Here is a 20081-nt window from a genome sequence, read left to right as displayed (position 1 = left end):
TTTCATCCTTCCGTTCGTTTAACCTCATAAACATCAGGAACAGCACTCACACTATCAATAATGCGATTTAGCTGTTGAATATTTCTTACGCCCACAGAGACCCGGATAGAAACAAGGTCCTCGTGAATGACCTTTCCTTCAACTGAATTCAAATTCTTAGTAGCAGAATTAACTCGTTTTAAGATATCGTTTAAAAGACCACTTCGGTTGTATCCCTGAATCTCTAAATCACTACTATAAGTAATGACATTATTATCAGTTTTACGCCAACTAAGATTAATAATTCGATTATTACCATTCTTTGCTTGAATTAAGTTAGGACAATTACTTCTATGAACTGAGATACCATTTCCCATTGTGATGTATCCTTCAATGTCATCTCCTGGAACCGGATCACAACAACGACTGATATGAACTAATAGGTTGTCAACGCCTTGAATCTTGATGTTATCTTCTGGTTTCTTTCCTTGTTCTGCGTCCTCACTCTCATGTGAGATGGTTTTATGACCTTCTAATACATCACGTTCGGCATCTTTTTGTCGTTTCTTCTCAATTTCATCTTTTTCTGGTTCTAGTAAACGATTAACAACTCCGTTAGGTTGAATATCACCAAACCCAATGGCTGCATATAAATTATCGATACTTGTATAATGCATTTCATTGATAACACGGGATAAATTATCATCAGTTAAAATGGTAGCCGGATCAAATCCAGAATCGACAATTTCTTTTTCAAGTATTTCTCTTCCAGAATTAATGTCATCATCGTGACTACTCCGTTTGAAAAATTGCTTAATCTTATGCTTAGCACGACGCGTTTTAACCATGCCCATCCAGTTTTTGCCAGGACCGTCGGAGCTACTGGAAGTGATAATATCAACAATATCTCCATTTTTAATTTCATAATCTAGGGGAACTAATTTACCATTAACTCGTGCCCCTGTGGTTGAATTACCAACATCCGTATGAATTGAGTAAGCCATATCAATCGGAATTGACCCCTTGGGTAATTCAATAACATCACCTGATGGAGTAAAGGCATAAACTCGGTCGCTAAATAAATCCCCTTGGACACTATCCATGAAATCAGAGGCGTCCTCTGACTCCTCTTGAATTTCAATGATCTTTTTAAAAAGATTGAGTTGAACATTGTTTTTATTACTTTCAACCTCGTCCTTTTTACCTTCTTTATAAGCCCAGTGAGCAGCAACACCATACTCAGCAATTCGATGCATTTCCTCAGTTCGAATTTGAATTTCAAGTGGTTTGCCTTCAGGACCAACAACTGTAGTATGCAACGATTGATACATATTAGGCTTGGGCATTGCAATGTAATCCTTAAACCGATCTGGGAACGGTTTCCATTCAGTGTGGATTGCACCTAAAACTGCATAACAATCCTTTACCGATTTCACAATCACTCGAACAGCTAGTAAATCATAGATTTCTTTAAAATCTTTATGTTTATCATGCATCTTACGATAAATGGAGTAGATATGTTTAGGCCTTCCATAGACTTCTCCCTTGATTCCCAGCCCCTTAATCGCTTGTTGAACTTTTTTTACGGCATTATCAACGTATGCCACTCGCTCATTCCGCTTGGAATTCATCAAATCAACAATTTGATAATAATCATCAGGCTTTAAGTAACGCAAAGAAAGATCTTCTAATTCCCACTTAATCGTTCCAATTCCGAGCCGATCAGCTAAGGGGGCATAAATATCTAAAGTTTCTTGAGCAATTCGCTTTTGCTTATCTGGGCGAAGAGCATCTAACGTTTCCATGTTATGCAATCGATCCGCTAATTTAACAATCATTACTCGAATATCTTTGCACATTGCTAGTAATAGTTTCCGGTGATTTTCAGCAAGTTGTTCTTTACTCGATTTATACTTAATCTTACTAAGCTTTGAAACTCCATCAACGATTAATGAAACGTGTTTACCAAAAAGTTCAGTAACATCTTCAATCGTTGCACCGGTGTCTTCAACCACATCATGAAGAAAACCAGCCGTGATCGTTTCTGCATCCATATGAAGATCAGTTAAAATGCCTGCCACCTCAACAGGATGATTAATATAAGGCTGCCCAGAAGCACGTTCTTGCCCCTCATGAGCAATTTTGGCAAATTTATATGCTTTTTTTATCATTTGAACATCACTATCATCAAGATACTCAGAAGCATCACGAAAGATTTCTTGTGGTGTCCATTCTTTAATTTTCGACATTATATCCTACTCACTTTGTTTTAATTCTAATATAGTTGAAACGGCTGATAAAAAATATAAAGGCGCTGATTCAGTTCGCAAAATCCTCGGCCCCAATCCGACGGGAACAAAACCATCTTGCTTTAATTGTTCGATTTCTTTAAGTGAAATTCCACCTTCAGGTCCAAAAAAAGCGGTCAAGCTTTTGCCAGGCTTCATTTCCGACACACATTCATACAATTTACTGTTTTCACCCTGTTTAGCCGATTCCTCATAGGCCACAACTTTTTGATCACTACTAAGTTTTTTTACCTTAGTGATTGAATCGGTGTACTTCACCATTGGAATAATATTTCGGTGAGATTGTTCGGCAGCACTTTGAGCGATTTTTTGAAGTCTCTTAATCTTCTTCGGTGCCTTATTCCCCCATTTAGCAATTGACCACTCAGTAGGCACAAAAATAATCTCACTGACCCCCATTTCGGTTGCCTTTTGCGTGATGAGGTCGGCTTTGCTCGCCTTCGGGATTCCACAAATAATCGTTACTTTAACCGGAAGTTCAGTATTTTGACTAGTTACATCAACAATCTTAATTGTTGAGGCCGTTTCATCAACTAATTCCCCAATATAAATAATATTTTGACTAGAAACAAACTCAGCCTTGGTTCCAGCTTTTGCTCTCATAACCCCAACAAAATGATGTGTCACATCGTTTGGAAGTTTAACAATTTGACCCACTTTTAGTGGCTTATCTAAAAAGTAGTGTTGCAATTAATTAACCTCAATATCTTTCTTTGCAATTACTGATCGCCAATCATCCATACTTAAAACTTGATCAACCTTAAAATGATGTTTTTTTAGCGCGTCAATCACTAGCTCTAATTTATCGGCAATAATACCGGAATTAATGAACATGCCACCTTCATTTAAACATTGTTCTGCTTGCGGGATTAACGGAATGATAATCTCAGCTAAAATATTAGCTACCACAATATCTGCTTTTTCATCGATTCCATTTAACAAATTATTAACACTAACGTTGATTCCCTTCATCCCAGAATTTAATTCAATGTTTTTTTCAGCTGATTTAACGGCCACCTTATCGACATCATAAGCATTTATATTGCCAGCACCAAGTTTCCTCGCTGCAATACATAGCACTCCAGATCCAGTTCCAACGTCAAACACTCTTTCGTTTCCTCTAATAACAATCTCAAGTGCTTGCATGGCAAGTTTAGTAGTAGGATGGGTGCCGGTTCCAAATGCCATTCCAGGGTCTAATTTTACCATCAACTCGTCAGAGCTTTTGACATCATAGTCTTCCCAACTTGGGACAACGGTTAAAAATCGTGTCACCCGTTCTGGATGATAATACTTTTCCCAAGATGTCGCCCAATCCTCATCTTTTACATCATGAACATTTATCACATTTTTACCAGGATTCAAATCGAACCGCGTTAAATCAGCAACTTTTTCATGAATCTTTTTTACGGTCGCATCTACCTCAATATCATCCTGAAAATAAGCACTTACTTTAGCGTTAACTAGATCGTTATCAGCTTTAGAATCTCCCAATTCATACTGATCCCAATTAGATTCTCGTTTTAAAACCTCATAATCATTTCTATCATTAATCTGAACTCCATTTGCTCCAAAGTCCATTAAAATATTAGCGACCGCATCAACTGCTTCGTGACTGGTTTCAACTGAAATCTCGACTAAGTTCATTGTTACCCCTCATTCTTTTTATCTTTTTATAAAAAAAGCACCCGTTAATTGGATGCATTATTTTTATTGTCCTCAATTTTTTTAAGCTTCTGCTCGTGTTGTTTCAAATGACCAGCCAAATACTTAAGCAATCCTCGTTCTGTCTTAAAAATCCGAGGATGCTTTTGTTTATGCAATCGAAGATCAATTTCCTTAATTCTTTGTCGCCCTGTCCATCCATGGCCATAACGAATAATGAGCCGATTATTTAAATTATCTTTACCGAAGCGAAATACATAGACGTTATCTGGAGTAATTAACGGTCTGATATATGTTTTTTTGTAATGATATCCTTGATCGCGCAAAAATCTTTTAGTTTGATCTAACATATTCATCCTCCTCTCATATTTTTAATAAAACTCGTTCTTAAAACCTTTAGTCTATATCATAATGGAGATATATTTAATTGGCAAGCATCTAACTTCCAGCAAACAAAAAGACGTGTATCGCCACGTCTTAATATAAACATTCAAACTATAAACTAAACAATTTGACAGAATTCAATTTTTTCGTGGTTAGGCCCATAAATGTTAAAGAAACGGATTCCCTTATCCCAGAATGGACGAGTATCAATTTCATCTTCCTGAACATCTAAGCCCATTTTCTTAGCTTCTTTAAACGCTGCGTCAGCATCAGTAGTGTTTAATGAGATATGGTTAATAGCGCCATCTTTATCAGCAACTGGATCGCCCTCCCATGTCTCAATCATTAAATTGCCATACTTCATAAAAGCACAACGATTTCCTTGATACATGAATTGACCAGCTTTATCAAAACCTAACTTCTTATAAAAATCAATCGTTTCATCTAAATCTTTTGCTGGAATACCAACATGTTGGATGCCGGTAAAGTAATTACTAAGTGCCATAATAATTCTCCTTATGATATATTTTTCACCATATGTGAAATCTCTAACAACTACATTGTAAGACATTAATGATAAATAATAAAGCCATCATCCTAGTTTATTTTATTAATTTAGCACTCACAATTTCATTCCATTTAAGAATTTGGTCTCCCACAATTACTAAGTTCTTATAATACCCTTTCATCCTACCGATAATTTGTTCCACTTTTAGTTCGTTTTTGTCATAATAAGCATACTGTAGTTCCACTCTCAGTCGACTGACAAACGATTTTTGCAGAATTTCATCAATTTTTGAGTGATCCATCTGATCATCTAATTTTCTGGTTTGCTCATTATCCTTTTCTTTCTTTATTTGATTTAGTTTACTGGTATGATCTGATAAAAAATAACCCTGCCATTTTTTAATCCCACGATCATGATAATCAAACTTAAAAAAATCATGTACAGCTTCTTCGTTCATAACGTTCTCCTAACTTTAAGTTAATCTTGAATTTTCTTCTGTGAATCAGGCCAAACCATGTCATCAAAATTACGATAATAAATGGTTAACAGGTTATATTCAGTTACATAGTTAACTACTTTTTCTAAAAGTTCCAAGTCGTAATCAGAAATAACATAGATTGGTTGCGATCGCTCCTGTTGATACTTCTTCTTAGAACTCAAAAACCAATCGTACTCTTTATCAAAAGTGTTATTAACAATCATCATCCAGTAGCGGGTCTTAGGAATTCGCAAAAATAGATGATTAATATGGGATAAAACTTGATTCCCAATAAAAATCACATCATTATTCATAAGAATTGCCTCCATTGTGTCCGCCAACCAAATTAGATCTTGAAATTGCGGTAGCACCGACACACAAACTATTGGCATTTAATAAAGCCGTGTTACCAAACCGTTTTCGAATTTGATCACCGGTTTTATTTAACACATTTTGTTTAATCATATTTTGATTATCCTTAAATAGGTTTAATTGTTCTCCAACCTTATTTGAGAGATGACTGTAGTCAACTCCAATATTTCGCACAACTTCACCGTGCCAGTTCCTTTCAAACAATTCAATTAAATAACGACCAAGGTCATGATCATCATCTGTTGGTTCAACTTTCATTGACTGAGAAAAACCATTGCTACCAATAAGCTGTTTTATTGAAAAAGAAAAGCCAACCCATAACGTCACACATCCGGCTTGCAGTCCATGATTACGAATTCGTGAAGCAACCTGACTCGCAATTTCTCTAATAACAACTTCAATCTCATCCCGCTTAACGTAATCACGTGGAAGTACCTGAGAATTACTGTAACTTTTTTCTTTAGTATGCAGGGGTTGTCTCAAGTTACTTCGATCAATTCCCCATGCAGTGGCAAATAGCTGTAATCCAATGACTCCCATTTTTTCTTTCAACAGATACGGGTTAGCATGCGCCAATTCATACATATTATTAATATGAAGTCGCTTTAGATGGACTTTTGTTCTTTTTCCAATTCCCCAAACATCCGTTAATCTATTGATATTCCAAATCTTATCAGGAACATCTTCGTAATGAATCTCACCAATCAGGTCGTAATCATGCTTTGCATAAACGTCTAACGCTAGCTTAGCTTGAACGGGATTGTCACCAATCCCAACCGTTGTATACAGTCCTAAACGGCTTCTGACCTCCTCTTGAATTTTAAGGGCCACTTCCCTCAAACTACTACCAAACAATCTCCAAGTATGAGTCATATCCAATAATGACTCGTCAATTGAGTATGGCAAAATGTCGTGTTCATCAGTAAATTCAGCAAAAATATCATTAATTTGTAGATTCTTTTTAATGTATAAGTTCATTCGTGGAGGAACAATCAACAACCTTTCATCATCAGGAAGATCACGCTGACGACTAACGTTGCTAATCCCAAATAACTTTTTTGCCATAGGAGAAGCGGCCAGTATTAATCCTCCATTTGTATTAGCTTGTTCCGACATAACCACCAAAATCGAACGAAGTGGATTAAGTCCACGTTTAACACTCTCACAACTTGCATAAAAAGACTTATTATCAATGAAAAAGTAAACACCATGAGGTTCATCATCATAATTCAAAATATCACCTGCCCGAACATCTGTTCGTATTAAATATTACTATCTTTCATTTGCTTTGTAAATATAATTTTTTGCTTTTATTTTTTATGATATTCTAATTATATTAAGTAGAAACGGAGCATAATAACCATGCATCGAATCAAGAAAGCAATAATATTAATCGGCTGTACCTCATTACTATTCACTACTCCGGCAGTAATTCTGTCTGCTTCAAAATCTAGTAGATCAGAATTAATTTCCCAGAAAAAAGCACTCATTGAACAGAATCAACAACTATCAAAACAAATCAATCATACGGAAAATGATCTAAACAGTAGATATGTATCGATTAATCCAGTCTCAAATGTCAAAACAAACGACTCCGATACCTTAAAAACAAAACCTACACCAAATCATCAAGATCAAAGTAATAGCAATGACATCAATACTTCAAACACTCAGCGAGTCGTTGGAAATAAAAATTCACACATTTATCATGTTCCCGGCCAAACGGGTTACAACATGAACAGCCAAAACGTCATCTACTTTAATTCGGAGGCAGACGCACAAGCAGCTGGATATCGGAGGGCTAAACGATGAAAAAGTTCCTGCTATTTCCAATCATAATATTATCCTTATTACTTGCTGGATGTTCACAACAAACCAATTCAAACGAACATAAAAGCGCCGATGATAATGAAAGTACCCAGCAACTTGAAAAAAGCATTAATCAACTTCAAGGGCAAGTTGATACTAAAAGATCAAAGCTTAAAAAACTTCAATACCAATTGAAGCATGCACCAGATTTAAAATTAAGTGACTTAAATTACGACGGAAATCAAGAAGTAGAAGTTGATCACAATAATCCTAATTTTTCTACTGAAGAATTGCATAATAAACGCCCCTGGTTACGATTTAGTAACCTTGATCATCTTAACCGAGCCACCGATGCTAACGGTATGTTAAACGTTAAAACAATGCCCACTAAGAAACGTGAACCACTTACCTTTAATCCCACTGGATGGCACAATAAACACACCAACAGTGGTTGGTTATATAACCGAAGTCATCTGATTGGTTACCAACTATGTGGTGAAAACAATAATCCCAAAAACTTAATAACTGGGACAAGAACGTTAAATTCCCCATTAATGCTTTATCATGAGGATGATATTGCTACTTATCTAAAAGAAAATCCAAATAACTACGTTAGATATCAGGTCACTCCGATTTATCGAAATAATGAATTACTTAGTCGTGGTGTCCAAATGAGAGCCCAATCAGTCGGAAGTAATCAAATTCACTTTAACGTGTACATTTTTAACGTCGAGCCAGGATACAATATTAATTATCAAACTGGATACAGTACCAAATCATAAAAAAGGACAGTGACCATCTAATCACTGTCCTTTCAATTTAAATATTAATGATTGATTGGTTTCGTATGGAACCATGCAATGTTTTTGTCAAAGAAGCTTAACAAGTCATTACATAAGTACAAAATGTAAGTTAAGAATAACGTCCAATTGGCACCACCCTGATATGCAGTAATGCCCCACAGAATAATCGAGAAAATCCCCTGGGCAAGCCAGAAATAATAAGTATCCCGAAACCTTAAAGTCGTAAGTAAAGCACCAGTAATTCCAATTGTGGCCGCAAAACTATCTACAAAAGGACGAGGGCTATCACTGTATCCATGCTCCCAGGCATATAAAGCTCCTAATACTATAACAAAGAAAAGAGCTGTCAACCCCCAATTCATAAACGTTTTTTTAAGATTACCCTTAACAGTCAATTTCTTAATATGTTCATCAACATTAGTAGCCCAACTAGGAATTAACAAGACCGGAATATCCAAAAGTACAATGTATGTAGTTTGGAGAATAATATCATTGTAATTCTTAGCAGTGAATGCAACATAGATATAAATCAAAGCACTAATCAAACCAAAAATTCCATTTAATGGTTTCGTATTAGTAATTGAAATGGTAGTAGTAAATCCGAGCATCCCCGCTAACATCGTCATAATCGCAATAAACGAAAGTGGTTGTGTGACAGTTGATCCAGCAATGACTCCCAAACCAAATAGGAGCAACAAATAGCTTTTAAAGCTCCAACCTTTCATCTGATTGACATACCAATTAGGCTTTAATATGTCATAAGCCGCAATGTTGTTTTTCTCCGACATAAATAATCATCCCTTCGACAAATTTGAATTCACTTTTCATCATTACACACTTATAATCTCTAAACAAATTTGCTAACAACCCTAACTTTTATAAATTGGCCCAACATTGGTCCATAAAAAAATTTTTTTATTTTTATAGCTTCATTTTTTATTCGATCATAAGAGAGAAATTGATAAAAAAATTCAAAGTGTGACAAATTAAGATAAATGTATCATTTATAAAATATAAAAGATATTGTAAATGCAAACAAAAAATATGTATAATGAATAATGAAGTATAAAGGAGGAAATAACATGCTAGTAAATGTCCCATTTGCAATCAAAGCCGATGGAGTTCATGATCTTAGAAAAGTTACCGTAAAAATGCCATCTGGTGAAAAAGTAGAATTAGACGCCGTCACCCTTGACGATATTGATCGTGATCATGAACATCTTTTAACCATTACAAAAGACGCTAAACATGAATTGGGAGCTCCTGGTGAAAGTATTTCCTTTGATGAATTCGGTGAAAAGAACTCATTCCCATCAAATAATACGGTTGTGTTCATGGCAATTCCAAAATAAAAAGAAGTACTACCTAACAGATAGTACTTCTTTGGTAAATAAGCATCATAATTATGAGAATTCCCTGGTAAAATTTCGTAAAGTGTGATTAAATATAGAGTGTAGATTAGAGAGGTAATAAATTTCTGTCACATTCTCAACATTCACATCAGCTAAGGCTTTCCACTCCTACTGCTTATTAGTCTTAGACACGTGTGCTCTTTTATTTCATAGATCTTTACTTATTAGATTGTTACTTCTCATAACTATGCTACAGTTCTTGAACCTCTCTAATCGTAGAAAGCACTCTATTTGAGTGCTTTTTTTGTACATTCAAATCCCCTGGCGTGAATTCTTTAATCTTTACCTTACTTTTACAGTATATTATATTAGCTGTTACTAATCAAGTATATAAGTAAAAAATATCAAAATATACTCCTTATAAGAGAACACAAAGACTAATCATAAAGCAATTTTTATCTTATAAAAAATTTTTCTAAGAAATTTTTACAATTATATTGTTTCCCATATCACATATCTTAACACCCATGACAACGGGATTAATAGTGGCAATTCATAATTAAAAACAAAGAACCCTTTCGTTTGATAGTTGGAAAAGTTAGTCATATCACTTCATTAGTGTACTCAATCCAATTGTGTAATCCATAACATTAACTAATGATTTTCATAATCATAATACCGGCATTTCATGAAATTTATTAACAATTAACGGAAAGAATAATATCATTTAAACTAAAAAACCACTATTCTATAATAGTGGTTTTTAGTACTAAATAAAATAATAAATTTTAATTTTTAAAATATCATAATTATTATTTAAAAAGCGGTTCGTGGGCCATATTTACATGTTCAACATTCCCCTCCATGAAAACTTCTCCTTCTGGTCGAAAGCCAAATGAAACATATAAATTTTCAACGTATTTTTGTGCCTCAATAATAATCTCTTTATGAGGATATTTTTCTTTAATAACCCTCATCACTCTCTGAACTAATTTTGTTCCCAAATGTTTTCCACGTTGTTCGGCAGAAACGGCAATTCTTCCAAAAGTTATATAGTAATCTTGTTTATATATTCGCCCATAAGCAATAACATGATTTTGATCGTTAAGCAAAAAAACATGCCATGCCTTCTTATCATTATCATCAATATCCTGCAAAGTAATCTTTTGTTCTACTACAAACACCTCGCATCTCAGTTGATAAATATCAAACAATTCGTTCAAAGTTAATTGATCAAATGACTTTACCATCCACATATATTCACTTCCAATCATCAAATTTAACTTATTATAACCCATAATTGTTAGTATCAAAAAAGCGGCAAATACTATTTGTCGCTTTTTTGGTCTTCATCAGTTTGTAAGACAGCCATGAAGGCTTCTTGGGGAATATCAACCTTTCCAACCGCTTTCATCCGCTTTTTCCCACGTTTTTGCTTCTCAAGTAACTTCGCTCTTCGATCAGGATCACCAGTATGAATTCTAGATGTCACATCTTTTCGATAAGCTTTAATATTAGTCCTAGCAATAATGGTAGCGCCAATTGCTGCTTGAATTGGAATTTCAAAATTTTGTCTTGGAATAATACTCTTGAGTTTTTTAACAATTTCACGACTTCGGCCAGCAGCAAACTGTTTATGGGAAATAAAACTTAAAGCATCGACCTTATCACCGTTCAATAGAATATCCACTTTAACTAAATCACTTTGTCGATACTCAGATAATTCATAGTCAAGTGATGCATAACCATGCGTACTTGATTTTAATTTGTCGAAAAAATTAAAAATAATTTCCGATAATGGCATTTGATAAATGACATTCACTCTGGCATCGTCTAGATACTCCATCGTGACAAACTGACCACGTCGATCTTGACACATTTCCATCACAGCACCAACATAATCGTTTGGCACCATGATACTAGCCTTAACAAATGGTTCCTTAATATCCTTAATTGCTGATACATCTGGCATTTCAGATGGATTTTCAACTTCAAGTGTACTTCCATCATTTAAATCCACATGATAAGTTACTGACGGAGCCGTAGTAATTAAATCCAGCCCAAACTCGCGTTCCAGACGTTCCTGAACCACGTCCATGTGAAGTAATCCAAGGAACCCACAACGAAATCCAAAACCCAGTGCTTCAGACGATTCCGGCTCAAATTCAAGTGAAGCATCGTTTAATTTAAGTTTTTCAAGTGCTTCCCTTAAATCACCAAACTTCGCATTATCAGTTGGATACAATCCAGCATAAACCATGGGAATCATTTCACGATATCCTGGCAGAGCTTTATCAGTTGGATTGTTTGCGTCAGTAACTGTATCGCCAACTCGCGTTTTAGTGATATCTTTAATGCTGGCAGTAATGTATCCTACATCTCCAGCCATTAAGTACTTTCGTTGAAGTGGCTTCGGCGAGTTAACACCAACTTCTGTGACTTCATATTCACTTCCACTGTTCATCAAGCGAATTTGATCCCCAGGTTTTACGACACCATCGTACAAACGAACACTCAACACTACGCCCCGATAATCATCGTAAACTGAATCAAAAACCAACGCCTTGAGCGGACCCTCAATATTTCCCCTTGGAGCAGGAATCTTTTTAACAATTTCCTCTAATAAGTTCTCAACCCCGAGTCCAGTCTTGGCACTAATCTCAACCGCATCAGAGGTATCCAATCCAATCACATCTTCAATCTCTTTTTTAGTTTTCTCGGGCTCTGCTGAAGGCAAATCAATTTTATTAATGACAGGAATAATTTCAAGGTCATCATCCAAAGCCAAATAAACGTTAGCTAAGGTTTGAGCTTGAACTCCTTGAGTGGCATCAACAACCAGTAAGGCACCCTCACAAGCAGCCAGACTTCTAGAAACTTCATAAGAAAAGTCTACGTGTCCGGGAGTATCAATCAAATGAAATACATAATCAATCCCATCATTACCATGATAAGTTAACTCAACCGCATTTAACTTGATGGTAATTCCACGTTCCCGTTCCAAATCCATATTATCCAAAATTTGATCTTGCATGTCCCTTTTAGAAACAGTGTCAGTCAACTCCAAAATTCGGTCGGCTAAAGTTGACTTACCGTGATCAATATGAGCAACAATAGCAAAATTTCTCGTCCGGCGTTGCTTTTCCTTCATTTTTTTATAATCCACGATATTTTCCTACTTTCATTATTAATTCGTCCAAGTCGTTACTATTATTATAACAACCCGATATATGTATAACAAACAAATAAAGGAGCGGTTATTAAACCGCTCCTTTATTTGTTTATTTAAAAGCATCTTTCATTTTATCAAAGAAATTCTTGCCTTCTTCAACATTAGTATCACCACTAGCTTCAGCTAAAGCTTGTAAAGCAACTTTTTGCTTAGAGTTAAGTTTCTTTGGCGTCTGAACCTTAACTTTGACCATTTCGTCACCATTACCATTTCCATGAAGTTTAGGCGCACCTTTCCCTCTTAAACGGAAGACCGTCCCAGTCTGGGTGCCTGCAGGAATTTTCAAATCAACGTCACCATGAACGGTTTTAACTTTAATTTCTCCACCTAAACCAGCAGTGGCAAATGAAATTGGTTGATCAAAATAGATGGTAGATCCGTCTCTTCTAAAGTACTTGCTTTGAAGAACTCTAAAGATCACGTACAAGTCACCATAAGGACCGCCATTTTCACCGGCATCACCTTGACCCTGCATGTGCATTTGCTGTCCCTCTTCGACACCAGCAGGGACCGTAACTTCAAGAGAATGTTGTTTCTCAACTTTTCCAGTGCCACCACAGGTTGGGCACTTCTCTTTAATTACTTTTCCAGTGCCGCCACAAACGGGACATGGTTCCTGGGTCTGCATCTGACCGAGCGGGGTATTAACCGTTTTAGTAACATACCCGCTTCCATGACAGTTAGAACAAGTCTCTGGTTTAGTCCCGGGCTTAGCCCCAGTGCCATGGCAGGTCGGACAAGTTTCTTCACGATTATACTTAATGGTCTTTTTAGTCCCAAAAACAGCTTCATCAAATGTAAGTGTCATCTGATATTGCAAATCTCGTCCACGACGTGGTGCAGTTGGGTCAGCTTGACGACGTCTTCCGCCACCACCAAAAATATCATTGAAAATATCAGAAAAGTCACCAAATCCGGCACCTTGTCCGCCTGCACCAGCACCGGCTCCGCCACCAAAGCCTCCAAATCCTTGGGGACCATCAGCTGAACCATACTGGTCATAATTGGCTCGTTTCTTTTTGTCACCTAAAACTTCATATGCTTCGGTTATTTCCTTAAACTTTGCCTCTGCATCTGGAGCTTTATTAATATCTGGATGGTATTTTTTTGATAATTTTCGATAGGCATGCTTAATGTCATCTTCACTGGCGCTTTTGTCCACGCCTAATACTTTGTAATAATCTTTACTAGCCATTAGTTCGCCTCCAAGCTCAAATAATACAACAAAAAGCCAAAGCCCATCAAACTGACTTTAGCTTTTCATCAATTGTTAATAGCATCAATTGCAACAATTACTTGTTGTCATCATCATGAACTTCATGGTAGTCACCATTAACAGTATTATCATCATTTCCATTAGATGATCCACCATTAGTATCATTTCCACCTTGTTGTCCTTGATCAGCTTGGCCTTGGTTTTGTTGATACAATTTAACTGCTAATGCTTGAACTTTTTCGTTCAAAGCATCCTTTTTAGTCTTCATTGCATCAGTATCGCCATCTTCTTTAGCTTTTTTGAGTTCGTCTTCAGCATCCTGAGCGGCTTTAATCTCATCATCTGAAACTTTGCCTTTAACATCTTTCAATGTCTTATCAGTCTGGAAGATCAATTGGTCAACTTCATTATCTAGATCAACCTTGTTCTTCTTTTCCTTATCAGCATCTTCATTTGCTTCGGCTTCTTTCATCATCTTGTCGATTTCGTCGTCTGATAGACCATTGGAATCTTTGATGGTGATCTTTTGTTGTTTACCAGTCCCTTTATCTTTGGCAGAAACATTTACAATTCCGTTTTTGTCGATATCAAAGGTAACTTCGATTTGAGGAACACCTCTTGGTGCTGCAGGAATGTCAGTTAATTGGAATCGACCTAATGATTTATCATCAGCAGCCATTGGACGTTCACCTTGCAAAACATGAATGTCAACGGCCGTTTGATTATCAGCAGCAGTTGAGAAAGTCTGTGACTTGGAAGTTGGAATGGTTGTATTTCTATCGATTAACTTAGTGAATACACCACCCATCGTTTCAATACCAAGTGATAGTGGAGTAACATCAAGTAAAACAACATCCTTAACGTCACCAGTAATTACTCCACCCTGAATAGCTGCACCTAAAGCAACAGCTTCATCGGGGTTGATTGAATGACTTGGCTCTTTACCAGTCCACTTTTGAACTTCCTCTTGAACAGCAGGAATTCTAGTTGAACCACCATTAAGAATTACTTGGTCAATATCACTAGCTGAAAGTCCAGCATCCTTCAAAGCATTGTCTAAAGGAGCCTTAGTCTTTTCAACTAAGTCAGAAGTTAATTCGTTAAACTTAGCACGTGTAAGCGTGGTTTGTAAATGAAGCGGACCATTTTCACCAGAAGAAATGAATGGAAGTGAGATTTCAGTTTGAGTTACACCTGACAAGTCTTTCTTAGCTTTTTCAGCAGCATCTTTCAAACGTTGTAAAGCCATCTTATCTTTCGAAAGGTCAACCCCATTTTCCTTCTTGAAGTTATCGATTAACCAGTCCATGATTCTCTTATCAAAGTCATCCCCACCTAAGTGAGTATCACCATTAGTTGAAAGAACTTGGAAGACTCCGTCACCTAATTCAAGGACGGAAACATCAAAAGTACCTCCACCTAAATCATAAACCAAGATTTTTTCATCTTTATCTTTTTTGTCTAAACCATATGCAAGTGAAGCAGCAGTGGGTTCGTTAATAATTCTCTTAACATCAAGCCCAGCAATTTTACCAGCGTCTTTAGTAGCTTGACGTTGTGCATCATTAAAGTAAGCAGGAACGGTAATAACAGCTTCACTAACAGTGTCACCAATGTAATCTTCCGCATAGCCTTTAATGTATTGAAGAATCATAGCTGAAATTTGTTGTGGAGTATATTCTTTTCCGTTTGCCTTTACTTTGTAACCTTGCTCACCCATGTGACTCTTAATTGATACAACAGTATCTGGGTTAGTAATTTCTTGACGCTTAGCAACTTCACCAACTTGAATCTCGCCATCTTTAAAAGCAACTACTGATGGGGTCGTTCTTGATCCCTCTGGGTTGGTAATGATTTTTGGTTCATTACCTTCCATAACGGCTGCAGCTGAATTAGTTGTTCCTAAATCAATTCCAATAACTTTATTACTTGCCATAACTTAAACCTTCTTTTTATATATTTAATAACTATTTAATTACTGTGCCACTACTACCATTGCTGGTCTTAAGACCCGATCAGCAATTTTATAACCGCTTTGAAGTACCGATACTACGGTTCCTTTTGGATGTTCATCACTTGGAGCAACCGTTTGAACAGCTTGATGAAAACTAGGATCAAATTCCACTCCATTAGCATTAATTTCCGAAATATCATTATCCTTCAGAGCTTTTTCAAGATGTTGTTGGACCATTTCGATCCCCTTTTTGAGTTGCTTACCGTTTTCGTCAGAAACGTCAACGTCAAGAGCTCTTTTTAAATCATCCATCACAGGCACAACGTCTTTAGCAAGATCTTGTGCACCATACTTTGCTAAATCAGCACGCTCTTTTTTGTTTCGATTTTGAATGTTCTGAATCTCAGCTTCTGCTCGTAAGTAGTTGTCTTGAACTGAATCTAGTTGTTGATTTAGTTCATCAATCTTTTTTGCAGAATCATCTTTTTTGTCCGTTTTGACTTCTTGCTCTGACTTACTCGATTCATCAACCTTTTCCGTTTTATCATCTAAATCTTTACTTTGCTTTTCATTATCGCTCGCCATTTTGAACCTCCTTTTTATTTATCATAATTATCATAGTATCCATTGATTCGTTTCTGAAGTTCATCTTTAAACGCATCAACTAGGCCCAAAACCTTAGGATAAGACATTCTGGTAGGACCAATTACGGCAATCCTACCAACACCATGAATTCCAACATCATAAGTTCCAGAGATAATACTATAATTTTTCAATAAATCATTTCGTAGCTCAGAACCAATCATAACTGAAATGGGTTTGGATTCATTATCTAAAATTTTTGCCATATTCGAGTTATTTCCAAACATTGAATAAAGTGGCTTAATATTTTTTAGATCGTTCTTATCATCCATTGTATCCAATAAATTCATTCTTCCACTAACAAAGAAATGGTCTTTAAGCGATTTATTAATGACGTATTCAAAAGCTCCAACAAAGTTTTCTGAAGAAGTTAAATAGTGTCTAATTTCGTCAGGAATTGTACTTTTAAGTGCCGCTAAAACTTCCGGAATTGTCTTACCAAAAAGCTTGTCATTAACTAAATTAGTTACTTGAAGTAACTTATCTTCATCAATTTGGTGATTAGTTATAAAGGGCTGACTTTCAACTTGCCCATCATTCATCACCATAATTGCCATCATTTGGTGATCGGCTAACTTAATTAGTTGAAAATGTTGTAAAGTTTCGGTATTAGTCTGTTCTGGGCTCAAAGTCATCGCGGTATAATCGGTCAAGCTGGACAAAATATCAGCAGATTGTTTAACAATATCATCAATTTGTTGAAATGTTCCTCCCAGAGCATTATGAATCAAACTTTTTTCTTCATTGCCAACCAGTACAGGATTAACCAAATTATCAATGTAATATCGATATCCTTCATTTGAAGGAACTCTTCCAGACGAAGTATGAACTTTTTGAATCAAATTTTGACCACTTAAAACTGCCATCTCATTACGAATGGTAGCCGAACTAACATTCATTGGGAGTTGATCAGCCAAGCGTTTTGATCCAATTGGAACACCATTGTTAGTATAGTCATCAACAATGTACTTTAGAATCATATCTTGTCTCTTTGTGAGCATTCTTACCACCTCTTTTAGCACTCTTTATTATCAAGTGCTAACGTACATTTATACCTTACCAAAGGTATTAAAGAACGTCAAGAAATAAGTTTACTGGTGAGAATTAATGTATTTCTTAAAATAAGATCGGGTGTTACTTTCATCAATTTTTAATTGATCAATCAACGGTTTCCGCCCCTGATATTTGACCTCGTCTCTCATTTTCGATAACCATCTAACTCTGACGTGATTACCATAGATATTTTGATCGAAATCCAAAATATTAATTTCTAAAGTAACTGGATTATCATTTCCAAACGTCTCATTTTTGCCAATTGATGCCATCGCTTTGTACCACGTACCATTAACTTCAAGCTGGACCACATACACCCCAAGTTTGGGCAACTGCTGTTTTGCCGAATACTCAACGTTAGCAGTGGGAAAACCTAATTCACGACCACGAGCAAATCCATGAACAACCACTCCGTCATTTTCGAATTCATATCCCAAAAGATCGTTAACCGTCCGGATGTGTCCCTGTTCAAGATTTCGACGAATCCTAGTAGAACTAACCTTCTTGTCGTCCATTTCATCAGCGGCCACACTGACTACATCAAATCGCTCCCTGGCATATTGAGGGAGCTCTTTCATGCCCGCATTTTGTTCTCCATAAGTATGATCAAATCCTGCTATAACCGTATCAGCATTCAATCCAATCAAATAATTATCAACGAATTCTTGGGGATTTTGATTTTGAAAAGCAAAGTTGTAATTGATGACATAGACCACATCAACCCCCAGTTGCTCAAATAAATGTAATTTACGATTAAGCGGGGTTAAATAACGTTTTTCATTTCCATCCAACTTCTTGTACACTAACGACGGGTGATGATCATAAGTTAAAATTGCCAAAGGAAGTTTTTTTTGTTTAGCAATTTGTTTAGCTTGATTAATCACTTTTTGATGTCCCAGGTGAACTCCATCAAAAAACCCCATGGCAATGACTTGGGGACGATTTTTTTCGTTCTTATCAAGTGGGTATGATAAATAATTGACTTCCATAATTTCCTCTAATCTAAATCAAACATTTTTTTGGGCTTATAATTATTTTCCTGTTCATTTCTATAATACAAAGCTCGATCAATATTATTATACTTTAAAACTATCACTTCATCTTGACAAGCGATCTCATCAATACTTAAAAAACCGCCATTTTGAACACGATTCCACTGCTCTTTATTAATCACAATAGTCTTAAAATCTTTAAGAGCATGTGAAATTGGAAAAACAACTTTATTGATTTGATTAGAATTCATGGCTTCTTTAATATCTTTAAAAGTTACTGTATCGCAAAGATTAAATCCACCACTTTTAGTCCGAGTTAAACTTGACATCACAGCTGGGATGCCAACTTTTTTTCCAAAATCAGTTGCCAAAGTTCTGATATAAGTTCCCTTTCCACACTTCACCTCAAAATTAAAGGTTTGGGTGTGAGTATCACGATTGTAGGAACTCGCATTGATACGAACAAATTGACTAACGTTAATTTGTCTTTTAGGCCGATCAACTTTCATACCAGCACGTGCGTACTCATATAACCTTCTTCCATTCACTTTAACAGCGGAAAACATGGGAGGAATCTGGGTCGAAATCCCCAAAAATGATTTCAAGACTTCGTCAATTTCTTGATCTGTGATTGGCTGAAAATCAAAATTAGTATCAATAATTTCACCATCTAAATCCTCGGTAGTAGTGGAAAAACCTAACGTAATTGACCCACTATAAACCTTCCCTGATTGCATTAAATAATCAACTACTTTAGTGGCATGGCCCAAACAAATCGGTAAAACTCCATCTACATTAGGATCAAGTGTGCCACTATGGCCCACTCTTTTTTGTCCAATAATGTGTCGAATCTTACTCACACAATCAAAGCTCGTCATTCCCCTAGGCTTATACAAAGGGATAATTCCAGTGACCAATTCACTCACTCCTGTACCATATACGCAAAAAAGACCGGAAATAAATATTTCCAGTCAATTTTTTACTTATTTTTTTTATTTAAATTATCAATCAAACGATCAATCTTACTTCCGTATTGAATGGATCCATCTCGTTCAAAATGAATCTCTGGAGTAACGTAGATACTTAACCGATGACCTAACTCGCCTCGAATTAAACCAGTTGCTTTATCCAATCCCTTTTGCACCTTTTCTTGTTCAGACTTCTTGTCAGATAAACTACTGTAATAAATCGTAGCTTGTTGCAAATCACCAGTAACTTCAACACCAGTAATAGTTACTCCTTGAACTCGTGGGTCACGAACACGCTTAAGTAAAATATCGTCGACTTCTTTTTGAATTTCCTGCTGTAGTCTTCCAACACGATATTGTGCCAT

20 protein-coding genes and 1 pseudogene are annotated in these 20081 nt (G+C 36.1%); 3 read left to right on the top strand and 18 right to left on the bottom strand.

What is annotated here, in order from left to right:
- Positions 1-2: 2 nt before the first annotated feature.
- The 8 genes from AC6UDB_RS02735 to AC6UDB_RS02700 all read right to left on the bottom strand — a co-directional run bounded on the left by AC6UDB_RS02735 (position 3) and on the right by AC6UDB_RS02700 (position 6928).
- Complete coding sequence (locus AC6UDB_RS02735) at positions 3-2228, bottom strand: RelA/SpoT family protein (RefSeq protein WP_500706419.1); 2226 nt, start codon at positions 2226-2228, stop codon at positions 3-5.
- A 6-nt stretch (positions 2229-2234) separates the two neighbouring features.
- On the bottom strand, positions 2235-2978 hold the full coding sequence (locus tag AC6UDB_RS02730) for an RsmE family RNA methyltransferase (RefSeq protein ID WP_500709091.1): 744 nt from the start codon (positions 2976-2978) through the stop codon (positions 2235-2237).
- Entirely contained in the window at positions 2979-3935 is a 957-nt protein-coding gene (gene prmA / locus AC6UDB_RS02725) for a 50S ribosomal protein L11 methyltransferase (protein ID WP_500709090.1), read from the bottom strand.
- A 44-nt stretch (positions 3936-3979) separates the two neighbouring features.
- The gene (locus tag AC6UDB_RS02720) at positions 3980-4303 is read right to left on the bottom strand and encodes a hypothetical protein (protein WP_500695594.1); all 324 of its coding nucleotides are present in this window, start codon (positions 4301-4303) and stop codon (positions 3980-3982) included.
- Positions 4304-4455: 152 nt separating this feature from the next.
- Positions 4456-4842 (bottom strand): VOC family protein, encoded by a 387-nt coding sequence (locus AC6UDB_RS02715; RefSeq protein WP_500693823.1) that lies wholly within the window; start codon positions 4840-4842, stop codon positions 4456-4458.
- Between the two features lie 97 nt (positions 4843-4939).
- On the bottom strand, positions 4940-5302 hold the full coding sequence (locus AC6UDB_RS02710; protein ID WP_500693824.1) for a hypothetical protein: 363 nt from the start codon (positions 5300-5302) through the stop codon (positions 4940-4942).
- Positions 5303-5322: 20 nt separating this feature from the next.
- On the bottom strand, positions 5323-5637 hold the full coding sequence (locus tag AC6UDB_RS02705; protein WP_500709089.1) for a hypothetical protein: 315 nt from the start codon (positions 5635-5637) through the stop codon (positions 5323-5325).
- Complete coding sequence (locus AC6UDB_RS02700) at positions 5630-6928, bottom strand: Y-family DNA polymerase (RefSeq protein ID WP_500696634.1); 1299 nt, start codon at positions 6926-6928, stop codon at positions 5630-5632. Before AC6UDB_RS02700 ends, AC6UDB_RS02705 begins: the two co-directional genes overlap by 8 nt.
- Positions 6929-7342: 414 nt before the next feature.
- On the opposite strand from AC6UDB_RS02700, the pseudogene AC6UDB_RS02695 reads away from it, so the two are divergent.
- Both AC6UDB_RS02695 and AC6UDB_RS02690 read left to right on the top strand, forming a co-directional pair.
- Positions 7343-7507: pseudogene (locus tag AC6UDB_RS02695) on the top strand (sunset domain-containing protein); the annotation flags it as partial.
- Positions 7504-8286 (top strand): DNA/RNA non-specific endonuclease, encoded by a 783-nt coding sequence (locus tag AC6UDB_RS02690; RefSeq protein ID WP_500709088.1) that lies wholly within the window; start codon positions 7504-7506, stop codon positions 8284-8286. The pseudogene AC6UDB_RS02695 and the gene AC6UDB_RS02690, both read left to right, overlap by 4 nt.
- Before the next feature lie 44 nt (positions 8287-8330).
- Here the strand turns inward: AC6UDB_RS02690 and pnuC are convergent, their stop codons facing one another.
- A complete protein-coding gene (gene pnuC / locus AC6UDB_RS02685; RefSeq protein WP_500709087.1) occupies positions 8331-9095 on the bottom strand; it encodes a nicotinamide riboside transporter PnuC in 765 nt (254 codons plus the stop codon).
- Positions 9096-9389: 294 nt separating this feature from the next.
- On the opposite strand from pnuC, the gene AC6UDB_RS02680 reads away from it, so the two are divergent.
- A complete protein-coding gene (locus tag AC6UDB_RS02680) occupies positions 9390-9659 on the top strand; it encodes a hypothetical protein (RefSeq protein ID WP_500696632.1) in 270 nt (89 codons plus the stop codon).
- Between the two features lie 812 nt (positions 9660-10471).
- On the opposite strand, the gene AC6UDB_RS02675 is transcribed toward AC6UDB_RS02680, so the two are convergent.
- The 9 genes from AC6UDB_RS02675 to rbfA form a co-directional block, all read right to left on the bottom strand.
- Positions 10472-10957, bottom strand: a complete 486-nt coding sequence (locus AC6UDB_RS02675) for a GNAT family N-acetyltransferase (RefSeq protein ID WP_500709086.1) — start codon at positions 10955-10957, stop codon at positions 10472-10474.
- A 29-nt stretch (positions 10958-10986) separates the two neighbouring features.
- A complete protein-coding gene (gene lepA / locus AC6UDB_RS02670; RefSeq protein ID WP_500709085.1) occupies positions 10987-12825 on the bottom strand; it encodes a translation elongation factor 4 in 1839 nt (612 codons plus the stop codon).
- Between the two features lie 115 nt (positions 12826-12940).
- Entirely contained in the window at positions 12941-14086 is a 1146-nt protein-coding gene (dnaJ, locus tag AC6UDB_RS02665) for a molecular chaperone DnaJ (protein WP_500709084.1), read from the bottom strand.
- Between the two features lie 97 nt (positions 14087-14183).
- Positions 14184-16043: a molecular chaperone DnaK gene (dnaK, locus tag AC6UDB_RS02660; RefSeq protein ID WP_500709083.1), complete on the bottom strand. Its 1860-nt coding sequence runs from the start codon at positions 16041-16043 to the stop codon at positions 14184-14186.
- Between the two features lie 39 nt (positions 16044-16082).
- On the bottom strand, positions 16083-16664 hold the full coding sequence (gene grpE / locus AC6UDB_RS02655) for a nucleotide exchange factor GrpE (RefSeq protein WP_500707932.1): 582 nt from the start codon (positions 16662-16664) through the stop codon (positions 16083-16085).
- Positions 16661-17704 (bottom strand): heat-inducible transcriptional repressor HrcA, encoded by a 1044-nt coding sequence (gene hrcA / locus AC6UDB_RS02650; protein WP_500709082.1) that lies wholly within the window; start codon positions 17702-17704, stop codon positions 16661-16663. Before hrcA ends, grpE begins: the two co-directional genes overlap by 4 nt.
- 90 nt (positions 17705-17794) lie before the next feature.
- Positions 17795-18745: a riboflavin biosynthesis protein RibF gene (gene ribF, locus AC6UDB_RS02645; RefSeq protein ID WP_500701131.1), complete on the bottom strand. Its 951-nt coding sequence runs from the start codon at positions 18743-18745 to the stop codon at positions 17795-17797.
- Between the two features lie 8 nt (positions 18746-18753).
- On the bottom strand, positions 18754-19665 hold the full coding sequence (gene truB / locus AC6UDB_RS02640; RefSeq protein WP_500695581.1) for a tRNA pseudouridine(55) synthase TruB: 912 nt from the start codon (positions 19663-19665) through the stop codon (positions 18754-18756).
- Between the two features lie 62 nt (positions 19666-19727).
- Positions 19728-20081 (bottom strand): 30S ribosome-binding factor RbfA, encoded by a 354-nt coding sequence (gene rbfA, locus AC6UDB_RS02635; protein ID WP_500693838.1) that lies wholly within the window; start codon positions 20079-20081, stop codon positions 19728-19730.

It is taken from the genome of Fructilactobacillus sp. X3R2C1, from assembly GCF_059901235.1.
Note: the sequence above shows the minus strand (reverse complement) of the source record. Positions and strands in the feature narration are given on the sequence as shown.